The 17,139-nt window shown below is 37.3% G+C and carries 19 protein-coding genes; 14 read left to right on the forward strand and 5 right to left on the reverse strand.

The features are described from left to right. Positions 1-11: 11 nt before the first annotated feature. Positions 12-503 carry a DUF456 domain-containing protein gene (locus tag AC59HC_RS15690; RefSeq protein WP_343640118.1) on the reverse strand — a complete coding sequence of 164 codons (492 nt, stop codon included), beginning with the start codon at positions 501-503 and terminating at the stop codon, positions 12-14. Between the two features lie 79 nt (positions 504-582). Then, positions 583-1,770, reverse strand: a complete 1,188-nt coding sequence (locus AC59HC_RS15695) for a carboxypeptidase-like regulatory domain-containing protein (RefSeq protein WP_202838950.1) — start codon at positions 1,768-1,770, stop codon at positions 583-585. 248 nt (positions 1,771-2,018) lie between these two features. Here AC59HC_RS15695 and AC59HC_RS15700 point away from each other — a divergent pair, with 248 nt between their 5' ends. From AC59HC_RS15700 to AC59HC_RS15745, 10 genes are all read left to right on the forward strand, one after another. Continuing rightward, positions 2,019-3,287 (forward strand): mechanosensitive ion channel family protein, encoded by a 1,269-nt coding sequence (locus AC59HC_RS15700; protein WP_202838951.1) that lies wholly within the window; start codon positions 2,019-2,021, stop codon positions 3,285-3,287. Positions 3,288-3,462: 175 nt separating this feature from the next. Further along, positions 3,463-4,182, forward strand: a complete 720-nt coding sequence (locus AC59HC_RS15705; RefSeq protein WP_202844327.1) for a pyridoxine 5'-phosphate synthase — start codon at positions 3,463-3,465, stop codon at positions 4,180-4,182. A gap of 123 nt (positions 4,183-4,305) precedes the next feature. After that, positions 4,306-5,085, forward strand: coding sequence for an alpha/beta fold hydrolase (locus AC59HC_RS15710; RefSeq protein WP_496558962.1), 780 nt, complete (start codon positions 4,306-4,308; stop codon positions 5,083-5,085). A 116-nt stretch (positions 5,086-5,201) separates the two neighbouring features. After that, the gene (locus AC59HC_RS15715; RefSeq protein WP_202838953.1) at positions 5,202-5,438 is read left to right on the forward strand and encodes a microviridin/marinostatin family tricyclic proteinase inhibitor; all 237 of its coding nucleotides are present in this window, start codon (positions 5,202-5,204) and stop codon (positions 5,436-5,438) included. Positions 5,439-5,487: 49 nt separating this feature from the next. Next, complete coding sequence (locus AC59HC_RS15720) at positions 5,488-5,712, forward strand: microviridin/marinostatin family tricyclic proteinase inhibitor (RefSeq protein ID WP_110010111.1); 225 nt, start codon at positions 5,488-5,490, stop codon at positions 5,710-5,712. Positions 5,713-5,785: 73 nt separating this feature from the next. After that, positions 5,786-6,742, forward strand: a complete 957-nt coding sequence (locus AC59HC_RS15725; RefSeq protein WP_411413942.1) for an MvdC family ATP-grasp ribosomal peptide maturase — start codon at positions 5,786-5,788, stop codon at positions 6,740-6,742. Continuing rightward, on the forward strand, positions 6,735-7,739 hold the full coding sequence (locus AC59HC_RS15730; RefSeq protein WP_496558963.1) for an MvdD family ATP-grasp ribosomal peptide maturase: 1,005 nt from the start codon (positions 6,735-6,737) through the stop codon (positions 7,737-7,739). Before AC59HC_RS15725 ends, AC59HC_RS15730 begins: the two co-directional genes overlap by 8 nt. 258 nt (positions 7,740-7,997) lie before the next feature. Continuing rightward, a complete protein-coding gene (locus AC59HC_RS15735) occupies positions 7,998-9,011 on the forward strand; it encodes an NAD-dependent epimerase/dehydratase family protein (protein ID WP_496558964.1) in 1,014 nt (337 codons plus the stop codon). Next, positions 9,008-10,774 carry an AMP-dependent synthetase/ligase gene (locus tag AC59HC_RS15740; protein ID WP_496558965.1) on the forward strand — a complete coding sequence of 589 codons (1,767 nt, stop codon included), beginning with the start codon at positions 9,008-9,010 and terminating at the stop codon, positions 10,772-10,774. Before AC59HC_RS15735 ends, AC59HC_RS15740 begins: the two co-directional genes overlap by 4 nt. A 126-nt stretch (positions 10,775-10,900) precedes the next feature. Further along, entirely contained in the window at positions 10,901-11,959 is a 1,059-nt protein-coding gene (locus AC59HC_RS15745; protein ID WP_395974544.1) for a diphosphomevalonate decarboxylase, read from the forward strand. 41 nt (positions 11,960-12,000) lie between these two features. Here the strand turns inward: AC59HC_RS15745 and AC59HC_RS15750 are convergent, their stop codons facing one another. After that, complete coding sequence (locus tag AC59HC_RS15750) at positions 12,001-13,083, reverse strand: endonuclease/exonuclease/phosphatase family protein (protein WP_496558966.1); 1,083 nt, start codon at positions 13,081-13,083, stop codon at positions 12,001-12,003. A gap of 110 nt (positions 13,084-13,193) precedes the next feature. On the opposite strand from AC59HC_RS15750, the gene AC59HC_RS15755 reads away from it, so the two are divergent. After that, entirely contained in the window at positions 13,194-13,634 is a 441-nt protein-coding gene (locus AC59HC_RS15755; RefSeq protein ID WP_330747229.1) for a nuclear transport factor 2 family protein, read from the forward strand. A gap of 33 nt (positions 13,635-13,667) precedes the next feature. Then, positions 13,668-14,045 (forward strand): SMU1112c/YaeR family gloxylase I-like metalloprotein, encoded by a 378-nt coding sequence (gene gloA2 / locus AC59HC_RS15760; protein ID WP_429813325.1) that lies wholly within the window; start codon positions 13,668-13,670, stop codon positions 14,043-14,045. Between the two features lie 4 nt (positions 14,046-14,049). Here gloA2 and AC59HC_RS15765 read toward each other — a convergent pair whose 3' ends face one another. Continuing rightward, on the reverse strand, positions 14,050-14,433 hold the full coding sequence (locus tag AC59HC_RS15765; protein WP_034699869.1) for a DUF1634 domain-containing protein: 384 nt from the start codon (positions 14,431-14,433) through the stop codon (positions 14,050-14,052). Beyond that, a complete protein-coding gene (locus AC59HC_RS15770; RefSeq protein ID WP_076597404.1) occupies positions 14,433-15,263 on the reverse strand; it encodes a sulfite exporter TauE/SafE family protein in 831 nt (276 codons plus the stop codon). The genes AC59HC_RS15765 and AC59HC_RS15770 overlap by 1 nt, the downstream gene beginning before the upstream one ends. A 97-nt stretch (positions 15,264-15,360) precedes the next feature. On the opposite strand from AC59HC_RS15770, the gene AC59HC_RS15775 reads away from it, so the two are divergent. After that, the gene (locus AC59HC_RS15775; RefSeq protein WP_062674812.1) at positions 15,361-15,912 is read left to right on the forward strand and encodes a DUF1543 domain-containing protein; all 552 of its coding nucleotides are present in this window, start codon (positions 15,361-15,363) and stop codon (positions 15,910-15,912) included. Between the two features lie 24 nt (positions 15,913-15,936). Beyond that, positions 15,937-17,049 (forward strand): 5-(carboxyamino)imidazole ribonucleotide synthase, encoded by a 1,113-nt coding sequence (locus AC59HC_RS15780; RefSeq protein ID WP_123279428.1) that lies wholly within the window; start codon positions 15,937-15,939, stop codon positions 17,047-17,049. Positions 17,050-17,139: the final 90 nt, after the last annotated feature.

Genomic DNA, 17,139 nt, shown 5'->3' on the forward strand with positions numbered 1-17,139 from the left:
CTTATATTTAATTAAATGATGTTGAACATATCAAGTAATACTACCAAAAACATTGCCACTCCTACCACAAAGCTGAATCCGGTTCCATAAATGAATCCAATCAGCGCTCCTTTGGTAGATTGTAAGGCCTTATTCATATCCTTACTGTCGTGAAGTAATTCACCAATAAATACCCCTGCAAACATTCCTATCAGAAATCCCAATGGAATCGGAATAAATATTCCCACAATGGTTCCGATAACAGAACCAATACTTCCCCAACGAGTGCCCCCGTATTTTCTGTTGGTCTTTGCCGGAATCACATAGCTTAACACTACAGAAGCTGCCGTAAGAATTCCGAAGGCCCATATATAAATCATCGGAAGATCCGCATCTGTCCCGAATTTATAGATCAACAGTCCGCAGATACTCAGTAAAAGACCAGGTAATACAGGAAGAAAAGTTCCCAATATTCCTATAAATAATAAAATAAGGCAGAAAATATTAATAATCGTTGTATCCATTCTTTAAAAAAATATACATGCAATATAAAAAAAGTGGCCTTATAAAAAGCCACTTTGAGAACTGAGTTATAAAATTTTATTACAAATTTAAGATTACGTATTCCAGAATCGGTCCTGCTTTACCGATATTTCCGCTTGCGTGGTTATGGAAAGTGGTATAATAGATATTTCCGCTGGTAGAGTTTCCTGTGCAGGATCCCATGGTATCTCCATGTGCCTGATGGGCGTTCCAGGCATTCTGGTTGATGGTAATGGTGATGTTATTTCCACTGGCTGTGTGATGACAGATGGTGATGTGGTTGTTGTTTAAAGAAGTTCCTACAGGAGTTTGTGGGGCTGAGGGATTGGTATAATGTCCTGTTCTTATCATCAGAGGTTCGTTACCTTTTTGTACCAGAACATCCCAGAATAAAGGGTCATAGTTTTGAATTTTTTCCCATGCGCCCATATCATATTGAATATCCAGGGTATTAAATCCTAATGCAGTTGCCAAAGCCGTGTTTGAAACGTTACAGCCCATATAAGTGGTGGCTGTGCCTGTATCCTGCAGACAAAGAAGGTTATCATTGATAAAACCTCCCGGAGCATTACAGTTTTCAGTATTTGTATTTCCCCCTACCAGATAAGCCGAAGCCCAGTCTGAGCTGTAAAGGCTTCCGCCATTAGTTACAAAGGTGGAAAGATTGTTATAAACACTGGTATCATTGGATGGCGTGGAAGTTCCTGTTTGGGGGTAAGTACGGGATCCGCAATTCAGGAAAATAATATCATACTGGGAAATCGTATTGATATTTTTTAAATCCTGATACGTAATTTCAGTGGCAGTATATCCAAGTGAGGTTATAATGGCTTCAATTTCATCATAGCTCCCTTTTATATAAGCCATTTTTGCTATCTGATCCAATTTTGAATCTGTGGCAGCTACAGTAACTGTTTCATCTTTCTTAATGGTAAGAGGAAGTTCTGTTCTGAAATTTTTACCGTCACCTGTCTGAATGTGAAGGGTTGTCTTGCCTTCAGGAGCTGTTAAGCTGAAACTTCCGTCAGCATTGGAATAGGTATGGTAAACATTGCTCTGGCCGTCAGTAGTAAATACAAGAGCCCCTCCAATCGGTTTGGTCCCGTTTTTTGCCAATACTCTGCCTTCCACTGTTCCTGTGGATATTACTTTTGTGGGGTTTTCTTCGGGAGTAACAGAGTCGTCTCCTTTACAATTAGCTAAGAGCAGAAGGCTGCATAGCGTGATCAACAGGTAGTTTTGTTTCATATTTAATTGATTTTGATGGGTTTAGTTTTAATCAAATTTAATAAAATTTTAATATTAATACATTAAAATTGAAATTTGTTTTAATTTTTTTTACTTAAATGTATTGTTTGTGGTTTATTTTTCAATTGTAATGGTGGACTGTAGAAGATTTATAATTTTTATTAAATATTTTCTGATGAATACCTTTTGGGATGAAAATTGATTGCAAATAATAAAATGATGATTCTTAATTTCATAAATTTGCTGTAATGAATGACCAGTTACAAGAAACCAAAAACTTTATACAGGAGCTGAGCGAGCAGCTTTACATCTATATCACCCGGATTTCACCAGCCGGGCTCGACTGGGTTTTTCATATCATTGTAAAACTGAGCTTACTTCTTGTCCTGTTTTTAATCACTGATTTTATTTTTAAATTCATTATCAATTCAGTATTCAGGTTATTTCATAATGAACAGAAGTTCCCGATCGTAAAATCTATTTATCAGTCGAAAATCACCAATTCTGTAGCCCATTTTGCTGCTTTGATTGCGGTTGCCGGGATCCAGGGATCTATATTTCCGGAAAATGCGCTGCCGAAGACCACTATTTTTATTATAAGATGTATCAATCTTGGGTTGGTCTTGATAGTAGCGGGAATGCTTTACAGATCACTGACCGCTTTCAGGAATTATTTCAGTATTAAACAGGATTTCTACAAAATAATGGCACTTAATGCCATTTCAGAAACTGTAAAGATTTTAGGACTTTTTATATTTACAGTAGTAGGACTTTGTGTGATTTTCGGGATCAAAGGAACCACTATTGTAGGAAGTCTGGGGGCTATTACAGCTGTTCTGGTATTGGTTTTCAGAGATACTATTTTAGGATTTGTTACAGGTCTTCACGTGGCTACTTCTAAAAACTTAAAAGTAGGGGATTGGGTAAGTATTCCCAAATATAGTATTGAAGGGAATATCACGGAGATCAATCTTTTGACGACTAAAATCACCAATTTTGATAAAACGGTTTCCACAATTCCAACCTATGATCTGATGACCACTGAGATCAAGAATATGCAGGTGATGTCTGAATCCAATACAAGAAGAATAAAAAAATCAATCTACTTTAATATCAATTCTTTTAAGTTCCTGACGGATGAAGATGTCGAGCGTTTAAAGGAAATTAACCTGATTTCAGATTATCTGGATGAAAGGACATCAGAGATCAAAAAAGAAAAGGAAAGCCTTGTACATAAAGATAAAATTGTGAATGGAAGACAGCTTACCAATATCGGTGTATTCCGCTATTATGCACAGAAATATATTGAAAATGATCCTGATATTGATAAAAACGGAACCCGGATGGTCCGCCAGCTGGAGATCACCCCACAAGGGCTTCCGCTTGAAGTATACTGTTTTGCCAATGATTCCAAATGGGAACGTTTTGAGCAGATACAGGCCGATATTTTTGACCATTTACTGGTGGCTTCAAAAGAATTTGAACTTCAGGTGATGCAGGTAAGCGTGAAAGTGTAGAAGCAGGAAGATTGAAAAGGGAAGTGGATATTTCCAGTCTCTTTTAACCCAAATTTTAAATTAAATTTTTAAATGATCATAAATGTGGAAGACCAATAAAAGTACGAAGTCTGGATTTACTTCCAACTCCATGCTTCCAGCTTCCAACATCTTATATCTAACATCTAAAATAACAATGACAAAACTAAGCGTAAACATTAATAAAATTGCGACGTTAAGAAATGCAAGAGGAGGTGAAACTCCAAGTGTTACAGAAGCTGCTGTAAAAATTCAGGAATTCGGAGGACAGGGGATTACCATCCATCCAAGACCTGATGAAAGGCATATCACAAGAAAAGATGTCTATGATCTGAAGCCGTTGGTTACGACTGAGTTTAATATTGAAGGAAATCCTCATCAGGATTTTATTGATATGGTATTGGAAGTGAAACCTGAACAGGTGACTCTTGTACCGGATGCTGATGATGCCATTACATCCAATGCCGGCTGGGATACCAAAAAACATCTCGATTACCTTACAGAGATCATTGCAGAATTTAAAAAAGTGGGAATCCGTACTTCTGTTTTCCTTGATCCTTTACCGGAGCTTGTAGAATATGCGGCCAAAACAGGAGCAGACAGAATAGAGCTGTACACTGAAGCTTATGCAAAAAACTATCTTACCAATAAAGAACAGGCTATAAAACCTTATTACGACACTGCTGTTGAAGCGACAAAGTTCGGGTTGGGAATTAATGCAGGACATGATCTGAGCTTAGAAAACCTGAAGTATTTCTCAGATACCATTCCGAACCTTCTGGAAGTATCTATCGGACATGCTTTGATTTCTGAAGCACTTTATATGGGATTGGAAAATACAGTTCAGGCTTATCTGAAGAGACTGGCAAAATGGTAATGAATAAGAAATCAGAAGTTAGAGATTAGGAGTTAGTACAACTTCAATTATATTAAAAATAGCATAAATAGATTATGCATGATTTATCTAACTTCTAGTTTCTCACATCTAACTTCTAAAAATATGGAAATTTTAAACTCAAAAATATTCAGCGAAAATGTAACGAATACGCCGCTTCTAGTATTTCACGGACTATTCGGAATGCTCGACAACTGGGGAAGTTTCGGAAAGGATCTGGGAGAATATCTTCCGGTACACCTGATCGATCTTCGAAACCACGGAAGAAGTTTTCACTCAGAAAGTATGTCTCATGATGACCTTGCAGATGATATTGCCCGTTATATGGATCATTATGGTATTCAGAAAGCTCATGTTTTAGGGCATTCTTTAGGCGGAAAAGCAGTGATGCAGTTTGCCATAAAATACCCTGAACGTGTTGAAAAACTGATTGTTGTAGATATTTCACCTAAAGCATATCCACCACATCATCAAGGGATTATCAAAGCACTGGAAACGGTTGATTTCAATACGGTAACTTCAAGAAATGAAGTGGAAGCTGTCCTGAATCAATATATTCCCGAAAGATCTACCGTGCAGTTTCTGACGAAAAATCTGTATTGGGATGACAATAAAAAACTGGGCTGGAGGTTCAACCTTAAAACATTATCTGAAAAATATACTGAGTTTGTTTCCAATGCCATCAAATTCGGAGTTTTTGAAGGTGAAACCTTGTTTATAGCAGGGGCAAAATCCAATTACATCCTTCCACAGGATGAATTCGGTATCAGGCAGCAGTTTCCTAAAGCTAAAATAGTGACGGTGAAAAATGCAGGACACTGGGTGCAGGCAGAAAATCCGGTTGATTTTGCAAATGTTGTTAAGGGATTTCTTGGTTTAAATTAATTTTATACTTTGATTTTTAATATTATGTTAAAATTTTATTAAAAACATATATTATTTCTCCATGAGTTGAAATTTTTGTACTTTGGATTTTCAAAAAACAATAAAAATATTAACTTATGGAAAACAAAAATTCAAAAAAGAAGCCGTTTTTTGCATCATTCTTAGAAAAACAGGTTAAAGATCCTGAAACAGTAAAAGGTGGAGGTATTACTTCCGTATTGGCAGATCAGATCACTACAGCCCTGCAGGATCAGATCACGACTCCTCTTAAGGATAATGTTACCAAGCCTGATAATGATAATGTAACCATGAAATATCCTTCTGACGGTGATGAGGATGTTTTAGAAGTATGATAATGTACAAGCATAAGCTAAATTATAATCCAACCAAAACTAAAACATTATGAAAAGCAACAACTCAAAGAAGAAGCCGTTTTTCGCATCATTCCTGGAAAAACAGGTGAAGGATCCCGAAACTGTAAAAGGAGGAAGTGACATCACACTTGCTGAAACAGATTTGATTACAAAGCCGACAATAGACACGGTAACCTCTCCAAAAGATGATATGATGCACACGCTGAAATATCCATCTGACGGTGATGATGATACAATCACTATTCCACTATAATAAGTAGAATATTCAATAAAATAATAGGGGAAACTTAAATAGTAAGTTTCCCTTTTTAATAAAAAACCGGCAAATGATTCTCTGCATCACCCACTCACAGGATTTTTATAATATTGATCTCTTTTTCGAATATCTTACCTCTAAAAATATTCCCTTTTTCAGACTGAATTCTGACCGCCTGAACCATCTTCAGAAAATCAGTATTCATGAAGATTCATTTGAATTGACTGACGAATCAGGAAATACCATCCATTCTGATGATATCAAAGGCGTATGGCACAGAAAAGCCTGGAGGATCAGTGCACCCGAAGAACTGGATCAGGATTATGAAAAAATCTTTCTCAACGAATATGGCAGCCTGAGGTATAACCTGATAACGGCTTTAGAACATATTCCCTGGATCAACCCTTATGAAAACGAAAAAAAAATCGACGGTAATAAGATCTTTCAGCTGAAAATTGCACAAAGAAATAATTTAACCATTCCCAAAACCATTTTTTCTAATGATGAAGAAAAAATAACCACATTTTTCCATCAGTACTGCCAGGGAAAAGCCATTGCGAAGCTTCACGGAGTTACCGCAAAAACAATGTCAGGGGAAAATATGATTTCCACTACAGTTATTGAGGAAGAATCCCTGGAACACCTTTCAGATATTGCATACTGTCCGATGATTTTTCAACCCTATATTGAAAAACAATATGAATTACGAATCGTGTATGTAGATGGTGAGTTTTTCACAGGAAAAATCAATAACAGTGAAAATGCAGACTGGAGAGTTGCCCGCGAAGGATATTTCTGGGAAGCCTACGAATTACCTGATGCTATTAAAGCCAATCTCACTTACATGATGAAAGAAATGGGACTTTATATAGGAGCGATCGATATGATCAAAGGAAGAGACGGGGCGTATTATTTCCTTGAAGTCAATCCTCAGGGAGAATGGGGTATGCTTCAGAAAGAACTGGGATTTCCCATTGCAGAAAAAATTGCCGATAACCTTATCAAAAGAATTAATTTCCATGAATAAAATTTTAATAATTACCCATACCGCAGATAACTTTTCCATTGAAAAAGTAACAGAATACATTGAAAAAAATAATTGTGAAGTCATTCGCTTTGATGTAGACGTTTATCCATTACAAAACAAACTGTCTACTATTTTCCAGGACGGAGAATGGGTAAGCTACCTTGAAACGCCTGAAACAAAACATCGTCTGGATGATATTTCAGCCATCTGGTACAGAAGAGCCTACAATATCGGAAAAGGATTAAAGGAAGAAATGGACTCTAAATTTTACGGTGCGGCTATGGGAGAAATCAGAAATACCCTTTTTGGTTTCTTCGAATCTGTGGATGCTTATTCTCTGGGAAAACCAAGTGTTTACAGAAGACTCGACAGCAAGGAAGAACAATTGAAAATTGCAGATAAATTAGGTCTCACCATTCCGGCAACCTGTCTTACCAATAATCCTGATGAAGCAAGGAAATTTATTGTAAAACATCAGAATGTAGTGGCTAAAATGCAGACCGGTTTTGCCATTTATGAAGATGGAGTAGAAAATGTAGTGTTTACCAATGTTGTTGGCGAAGATAAACTGGAAGAACTGGATTCATTGCTGTATTGTCCGATGCAGTTTCAGCAGATGATTCAGAAGAAAAAAGAACTTCGTATTACCATTGTGGGAAGAGATGTTTACGCATTCGAAATAGATTCCCAGCAGTCTGAAGATGCCAAAATAGACTGGAGAAAAGACGGGGTTAATCTCATCGATAAATGGAGCAGAACAGAACTTCCGGCAGATGTAGAAGCAAAACTGCTTGAACTGCTTGATATTTATAATGTTGACTATGGAGCCATAGATATGATTGTTTCTCCTGAAGACGAATATTATTTTATCGAGATCAATGCGGCAGGAGAGTTCTTCTGGCTGGATAATCTTACAGATGGAAACCTTATTTCCAAAAGCATTGCAGATGTTCTCTGCGACAAAGCGCCAAGAAGAAATAATGAGGTAATGGCGTAAGCAATAAAGAATTTTAAATATAAAAAGTCCTGAAAGTTGTCAATTCTTTCAGGACTTTTCACTTGGATACCCTTTTGTGATTTAAATTTTCAGGTTTGTGGTATTCGGAATGATAATATTGGTTAAATTAAGTTGAATTATGCTTTAAAAATCGCAAATTTGCAAAAACGGTTTTTCCAAATAATTTTTACCGATCCGGAAGCATTGCCGGATAGAAAATATTGTTATATTTTAGTCAGCAATCAAGTAAAATAATTAATGATTTTTGTAACGGGTGCTACCGGAATTCTGGGAAGAATAATTGTACTGGAACTTCTTAAAAGAGGGAAAAGTGTACGTGCTTCCAAACGGCCGGGCAGCAATTTAAACGAAGTAAAGCATTCATACAGCTTTTATACGGAGAATCCTGACGATTTTTTCAATAAAATTGAATGGGTAAACGTAGATTTTGATGATCTCGATTCTTTAAAAACTGCACTGCAAGGCGTAGATGAGGTGTATCACTGTGCTGCCAAAGTAAGTTTTCATCCGAAAGATGAAAAAGAAATGTACCATACCAATATCAAGGGTACGGAAAATCTTTTGTTTGCCTGTGAAGGATCCGACGTTAAAAAATTTCTCCACGTAAGTTCTGTTGCCGTTCTTGATAATTTCAATGAAAAAGGAGAACTGGACGAAGATTCTGACTTTAATCCAAAACTGGAACATTCTGCCTACGCCATCTCTAAGCATTTATCCGAAATGGAAGCATGGAGAGCGTCCGCAGAAGGACTGAATGTAGTGATCATTAATCCCGGCATGATCGTAGGAAGCGGAAACTGGAGCCAAAGCAGCGGTGAGCTTTTCTCAACCTTTGAAGACAATAGCTTTACCTTTTCAGGAGGCTCTGCCTACGTTGACGTAAGAGACGTTGCCAATACGGCTATAGGATTAATGGAAAATAACCTTTTCGGAGAACGCTTTATTATTGTCGCTGAAAATAACAGATATGCGGACCTTGCCAAACAGGTAAGAACCCGCCTGGGACTTAAAGATGCGAGAATTCTTTCACAATCTGTACTCAATATCGGAAGAGTAGCCAACACCCTTTTCGGATGGCTGATTCCAAAACTAAGGATGGTGACCAAATCAAATATTGAGGCCATCTCTTCATTCAACACCATTTCCAATCACAAAGTCAAAGAAAAACTGAACTATCAGTTTATTCCCGTAAAAGAAAGTATAGACTTTCACCTGAACAATTATATTAACGACAAAAAGCTGAAGAAATGAATCTTGCAGAGGCAATTATCCTTAAAAATGTAGAAAAACATCCTATAAAAGCGGCCATCGGATTTAAAAAGAAAGATGCCTGGAAAGAGCTGAGCTGGAAAAAATTCAGTGAAATTATTTTTAAAACAGCCAATGCTTTAAAAGAATCCGGAGTTCAGGAGAATGACAGAGTGGCGATTTATTCAGACAATTCATCAGAATGGATGATCATGGATCTGGCTTCTCTGGCGATTGGTGCTGTTACAGTACCTGTTTATTCCACGAATAATGCTGAACAGGCAGAACATATCATCAACGATTCCGGTGCTAAAGCCGTTTTGGTAGGAAACCAGATGCAGTACGATGCCTGCCTTGAGTTTTTACATAAAGAAGAAAACAATCTTGAAACCATTATTGTTTCTAAAAAAGCAGTGTGGATCAAGAAAGAGTTCAATAGTTTTTATCTTGAAGATTTTATCGCAAAAGCCTCGCCGGAGCTGGAGATCTGTAAGAAAGAAAATGATGATACCGCTACATTAATCTATACTTCCGGAACTACCGGAATTCCAAAAGGAGTAATGCTTACCCATGGAAATTTCATCAAGGCATTCGATTCTCATTTTGAATTTTTTAAGTTTAAAAACTTTGAAGAAGAACTTTCACTGGCATTCTTACCTTTAAGCCATGTATTTGAAAGAAGCTGGAGTTTACTTTGTTTGTACGGTGGTGCCCGTGTGTATTTCCTTGAAGATCCGAAAAATGTTGCCAAAGCACTGGAAGAAGTAAAACCTACTGCCATGTGTGCAGTACCAAGATTTTTCCAGAAAGTATATGCCGGAGTTCTTGAAAAAGCGGAAGAAGGTTCAGCTCTGAAAAAGAAAATCTTTGACTGGGCGCTTAAAACCGGATGGGAAACCGCAGAATTAAGAAGAAATGAAAGGCCGGTTCCTTTTGGATTAAAATTCAAAGAATCTGTAGCTGATATGCTGGTTTTCAGTAAAATTAAAAATAAAATGGGTGGGAGACTTTGGTTTTTACCTTGCGGTGGAGCTTCATTGTCACCCGAAGTTACCCGTTTCTTTGAGTCAGTGGGCATTCACGTAACTGTTGGATACGGATTAACGGAAACTACTGCAACATTGACCCTTTTCCCTTTAACTCACTTTGAGCATGGAACCAGTGGAAAGCCTCTTCCGGGAGTAGAAATGCGTATCGGAGAAAATGATGAAATCCAGGCCAGAGGGAACGGAATCATGAAAGGATACTACAATAAACCTGAAGAAACCCGGAAAGTATTCACAGAAGACGGATGGTTCAAAACCGGTGATGCCGGAAAGTTTGATGACAAAGGAAACCTGATCATCACAGACAGAATCAAAGACCTCATGAAGACTTCCAACGGAAAATACATTGCTCCGCAACAGATTGAAAACCTTCTGACCAATAATAATTTTATCCAGCAGATTATGCTGATTGCAGAAGGCAGACAGTTTGTTTCAGCACTGATCGTTCCTAATTTCGAATTTTTACAGGACTATATTAAGAAAAATAATATTCCTTTTACCAATTGGGAAGATGCTGTAAAAAATGAGAAAGTAATCGATCTTTACAAAGAAAAAATCAAAGAATTACAGAGCCACCTGGCAGATTATGAAAAAGTGAAGAAATTCACACTAATGCCGGCAGAATTTGACATTAATACAGGAGAAATTACTCCCACTCTGAAAGTCAAAAGAAATGTGGTGATCAAAAAATATGCGGATATTATAGAGAAGATGTATTAAAAATTTTAATCTCCCTTTTCACGTCAATTACAACTGAAGATGTGAAAATTCCCCTCTTTTGGAGGGGTGGCAAAAATTCAAAGAATTTTTGACGGGGTGGTTCAAAATAATGATTTAAAGTAAACTATGACAACACAGGATTTTATAGGAAAAGAAAATTTCAATATTTATACCCAAACGGTTTCAGAAAGTTGCCCGTCTAATATTGCCCTGATTAAATACTGGGGAAAATATGCTGATCAGATTCCTGCTAACCCAAGCATCAGCTACACGTTAAACCATTGTAAGACCAATACTTCAATGGAATTTACTGCGAATGAGCCTTTTTCAGTACAAACTTTTCTGGCTGGAAATGAAGAAGTGAAGTTTGCCGAAAAAATTGAAAAATATTTCAGAAATATAGAACAGTATCTTCCATGGATTCTGAAAGGAAAATATATCATCAGAACAGAGAATACATTCCCGCATAGTTCCGGGATTGCAAGTTCTGCTTCAGGATTTGGAGCGATTGCAAAATGTCTGATGGCATTGGATGTTTCATTTACAGGAAAAACTTCTGAAGAAGAATCTTTGAGAAAAGCTTCATTCTTAGCAAGATTAGGAAGTGGAAGCGCATGCCGGAGCTTGTATAACGGACTTGTGGTGTGGGGTGAAACCGATGAGGTAGAAGGAAGTTCAGATTTGTTCGGAGTACAGTATCCCAATGCTGAAATTCATGAAGTATTCAAGAATTTTAATGATTGGGTTCTGTTAATTCATGAAGGGCAGAAAAGTGTTTCTTCAACAGTAGGTCACGGTCTGATGAAGACGAATCCTTATGCAGAGAGAAGATTTCAGGAAGCAAGGGAAAATTTTGTTCCCATGAAAGAAATCCTGAAAAAAGGAGATATGGAAAGCTTTATCAAATTGGTAGAACATGAAGCACTTACCCTGCATGCCATGATGATGATGAGCGATCCTGCCTTTATCCTGATGAAAACAGGAACACTGGAAGTCATCAACAAAATCTGGGACTTCAGAAGAGAAACAGGACTTCCATTATTCTTTACCCTGGATGCCGGAGCGAATGTTCATCTTCTGTTCCCGAGTAACGGATCTGAAGAACAGATTAAAACCTTCATTGAGGCTGAATTATTACAGCACACCCAGAAGAATGGAGTAGTGAAGGATGTGATGAAATTTTAAATTAAAAAAAAACAATAGGAGTGGGCTTTAGCCCACTTTTTTTAATCCTCAGTGACCACAGTTTCCCGTTCGCCATCTTCTTTCTTTCCTTCCTCGATCATGATTTCAGCCTCAGCTTTCTCTTCAGCAGTTGCTGTTTCTATCAGTTCTTCCTGTTCATCATTGTGATGATCTATGAAAAACTCACAGTATACCGGAAGGTGGTCTGAACCAAAATTTTCCAAGGTCTTCAGCTGTTTAATAAAAATATCTTCACTGTGAAACATCAGATCGATAGGAAACCTTAAAAGACGGTATTTTGCATGAAAAGTAGAAACGAAAGAATGCCCGATTCTGGGATCTATCAGGTGGCTTGTTTTTCTGAACAAGACAGATGATCTCGACCAGGCAACATTATTGAAGTCTCCTACGACAATAACAGGCTTTTTAATATCTTTTACACGCTTGGCTGTACTTAGAAGATCGCCGTCTCTTTCCTTTGATGTTTCTTCTTCCGTAGGACTTGGTGGCGGCGGATGAACTCCAAAGAAAACAAAAGAAAAACCATCAGCGGTTTTCATATGGATCTCAATGCTCGGGATGTCATCAGCAACGAAATAATGGGTTTTTGCTTCCTTAATCTCCACTCTTGAATAAAAATGCATCCCATAGGTATTTTCAAGAGTCACTTTGTGCTGGTAGGAATATTTTTTTTCCAGAGGTCTCATTGCTTTTTCCCAGTCACTATTGCTTTCCATCGTCATGAAAAAATCAGGATTGTACTTTTTAACGAGTCCGATGAATTTCTCATAATCTTTATTGAACTGATAGACATTGGCCGAAATAAAATGCAGTTTATCAGAAGATCTGTGAAGCTGTCTGTGTTTTTTTACAGGATAAAAGTGGGTGTATTTGATGAGTGTTTGACCATGATGAATAAACATGACCAGCAGAAGGCCCTGATAATACCAGAAATATTCTGTAGAATCTGTGAAAAAGCCTAATAAAAAAGTAAAGAATATAAGGTAGGTAACCTGTATTTTGGCAAATTCAGGAACTCTGAATATCCAGTGGGAATGCTGAATTTTCGGCAGTATTGTCATGACCATAAGAAGTATGGCCAGAGTCAGGTAAATAATCCACATATAAAAAGCTCTGAAATAATTTTGACCACAATTTAAGGAAAATGAATTTTAAAATTTGTTAATCAATTTAAATTTTATTTTATCTATTTTTAATTATCTAAATCTATACTATGAATAAAATAATGGCATTTCTTGTTCTGATTAGTATTTCGTGCTTCGGCCAGCAGAATACAGATATTGAAAAACCTATCCGAAACCTGTTCCTTGGTATGAAAAATGCAGATCCTGAGTTGGTAAAATCCGCTTTTGCAGAGAGTGCAGTACTTCAAACCATCACAAAAGACGGTACTGTAAAAAGTGATGGTATTTCGGATTTCATCACTTCGGTTTCCAAATTTACAAAAGGAGATCTGGATGAAAGAATTATAGTAGAAGCCATTCATACAGATGGCAATCTGGCAACTGTGTTTACCCCGTATTCTTTTTATTTAAAAGGAAAATTATCACACTGCGGGGCAAATAGTTTTCAGCTGGTAAAACAGAATAATGAATGGAAGATCCAGTATATTATTGATACGAGAAGAAAGGATAACTGTAAAGAAATACAATAATAAAGTTCAATTGAAAATCAGGTTAAAATAAAAATGAAGATTCACCATATTGCCATCATCTGTTCAGATTATGCCGTTTCAAAAAAGTTTTATACGGAAATTTTAGATCTGAATATCATCCGTGAAGTATACCGCGAAGAAAGACAGTCTTATAAACTTGATCTTGCTATAGGAGATCATTATGTGATTGAGCTGTTTTCCTTTCCCGATCCTCCCCAACGTCCGTCACGTCCCGAAGCATGTGGTTTAAGGCATCTCGCTTTCTCGGTAGAAAATGTTATGGAAAAAAGAAATGAGCTGGTAGAAAAAGGATTAATCTGTGAAGAAATCCGCATAGACGAATTCACAGGAAAAGAATTTTTCTTTACCCAGGATCCCGACCAGCTGCCGTTAGAGTTTTATGAAATGTAAAAAATTAGTGTGCGTAACCGGCAAAGAAACTCACCGCCATAATCGCTAAAACAATAGAAGAAATGACTACATATACGTAGTCTTTTTCTTTTAAATAACCTATTAAAGCGAAAACGATTCTCATCAGAGGAGTGAAGATCAGCAAAAGAATACCCAGCTGAATAATAGCTGTACCTTCTCCTTTACATAGAGAGTCCCAGAAATGTCCCCAGACCTTTTCAGAAGAAGTACCTACGACAAGGCTGGTATATTTTTCGGGCATTTTAAAGCCTTCAAAAAATAACTTGATAAAACCGATCAATGATGTAGCCACAGACAGAATAACACCCAGTCTCAGAAGATTTCCTACCGAACGGTTCAGATCTACATCTGTAAAATTCTTTTTCATTATCTGAAACTTTTGTTGATACCGTTATACATCATATAAATGGAAAGAATGGTAATCACAATGGCAAAAAATACTTTTAATTTTTTGGTCTTCGATACCATCAGCGTTTTTGAACCGATAAAACTTCCGATCACAACTCCGATCAGTACGGGAGCTACAATTACCGGAATGATTTCTCCTCTCTGGAAATAGATCAGGGCACTGGCCACTGCCGTTACTCCGATCATGAAATTACTGGTGGTTGTAGATACTTTGAAAGGAAGCTTCATCATATTGTCCATTGCCAATACTTTCAATGCACCGGAACCTATTCCCAGAAGTCCGGACATGGCTCCTGCAAACATCATCATCAAAAATCCGGGAACTGTATTTCTTGCAGAATAGCTTTTCAATACTCCTTTATCGGGAAATGTTCCGTACAGTTTCAGCTTTTCCTCCAGACTTCCTTTTACCAAAGGTTCCTGGTGATCAGGTTTCCCTTTAAGATTTAAAATAACGGTTAAAAGAAGGATACTTGCGAAAATAATTCCGATTGTATTTGGGTTAAGCATTCCTGAAACAAGGGCCCCAATAATAGCGCCTGCTGTGGTGGCTATTTCGAGAAACATTCCGATCCTCATATTGGTAAAACCTTCTTTTACGAAAGCTACAGCCGCACCGGAAGAGGTCCCGATCACAGAAATAAGTGAAGCACCGATAGCGTAATGCATTGGAACGCCGAATCCCAGCGTTAATAAAGGAATGATGATAACTCCTCCTCCTAAACCCGTAAGTGAACCTAAAAGACCCGCTGAAATTGCGCCAAGGAAGAGTATGATGATTTCTGACATACTACAAATAATACTACAAATATAAAATTATTGTGATAGTCTGCCAAACATTTGAAAAAGATAAATTTAACGTATTTTTGTATGCATGAAAAATGTAATGAAATTATTTTATGTCATCCTCGGGGCAACACCCAAAGGCAGAAATATAGAGCAGCACGATGTTTTCTTCGGAATTGCGGAGAATCTGAAAGATCTGATTCCTGATATGAAAGAATTTTGGAAGGAAGCAGAAGGAAAAATTCACCTGGATTGTTACCAGGAAGTGAAATTTGCAGACGGTTACAAGGTGAAAATTGTAGAAAAGGGAGAGAAGACATCAGAAAACCAGTTGTTTTTTCTGAATCTGGGAGGTTATAAGCCAGGTTTCTTTGAAGAATTTCATGAGCAGCACTTAATGGTAGGACAGTCTATGGGAGAGATTGTGAAAAGAGCAAAAGCTACCGAATTCTATCAGACCATGGGATTTGAAGGTGCAGTAAGCCATATTGATGATAAGCATGGAGTGGATATTGATGATATTTTCAATGTGAGCGATATTCTTCCTGCGTATATGAAAGAAAAATATGCTATCATTCTTCAAAAGTCTGATGAAGAAAATCAGGAGAACCCAATGGGGTTAGGCTATTTAAAAATTGATAAAATTCAATAAGAGTAAATCTAATAAAAATAAAAAATGAAAATAGGAATTCTGGGAGGCGGACAGCTGGGAAGAATGTTGATACAAAGTGCACTGAAGTATGATGATGAGTTTTATACTCTGGATCCGGCCTCTGATGCACCATGTCATAATATCTCGTATTTTACACAGGGAAATTTCAATGACTATGAAACAGTTTTGAATTTCGGAAAAGATAAAGATGTTGTAACCATTGAAATAGAACACGTAAATGCTGATGCACTGGCAGAACTTGAAAAGCAGGGAATAAAAGTGGTTCCTAATGCCAATATCATCAAAACAATTCAGCAAAAAATCCTTCAGAAAGAATTTTATAAAGCTCATGATATTCCAAGCCCGGAATTTCAGGTAGTATGGAACAGTGATGAGAAAATCATCATGCCATTGCCGTTTGTTCAGAAGATGAATACCGGAGGCTATGATGGAAAAGGAGTACAGGTGATCAAAACGGAAGAAGACTATCAGCAACTATGGACTGAACCTTCTGTCATTGAAAGTCTTGTTGATATTGAAAAAGAACTTTCTGTCATTGTAGCAAGAAACGAAAAAGGAGAAACCAATATTTTCCCGGTAACGGAAATGGTTGCCGATCCAAAACTGAATCTATTGGATTTCAATGTATGTCCGGTTCTGCTGACGGAAGATGTTCAGAACCAGATTGATTCCATTACTGAAAAATTTCTGGCTGCAGTGAACTCTCCGGGGTTGTTTGCCATCGAATTATTCCTTGATAAAGAAGGAAAAGTATGGGTAAATGAAACTGCTCCAAGGCTTCACAATTCAGGACATCAGAGTCAGGAAGGAAATACTAATTCCCAATTTGAGCAAATGTACCGCGTGGTTAAAAATTTACCATTAGCGGATACTGACGCCATCACTTACAGCGGAATGCTGAATCTTGTAGGAGCAGAAGGATATTCCGGAAAAGTAGTCTATGAAGGAATGGAAGATGTTCTTAAGCTTCCCGAAACATACATCCACTTATACGGAAAAACTGAAACCAAGCCGGGAAGAAAAATGGGACATATCAACGTTCTTGCAGATTCCAGAGAAGAGCTTATGGAAAAGCTTGTACAGGTAAAAGGAATGGTAAGAGTAATTGCTGAGTAATATCGATTTAAGATAGATAAAAGGGAGCTGTTTTAACTTTAAAAACAGCTCCCTTTTATTTTTGAACTCATTCAATAGGAACGGGCTTTA

This window comes from Chryseobacterium sp. DZ-32 (genome assembly GCF_059587025.1).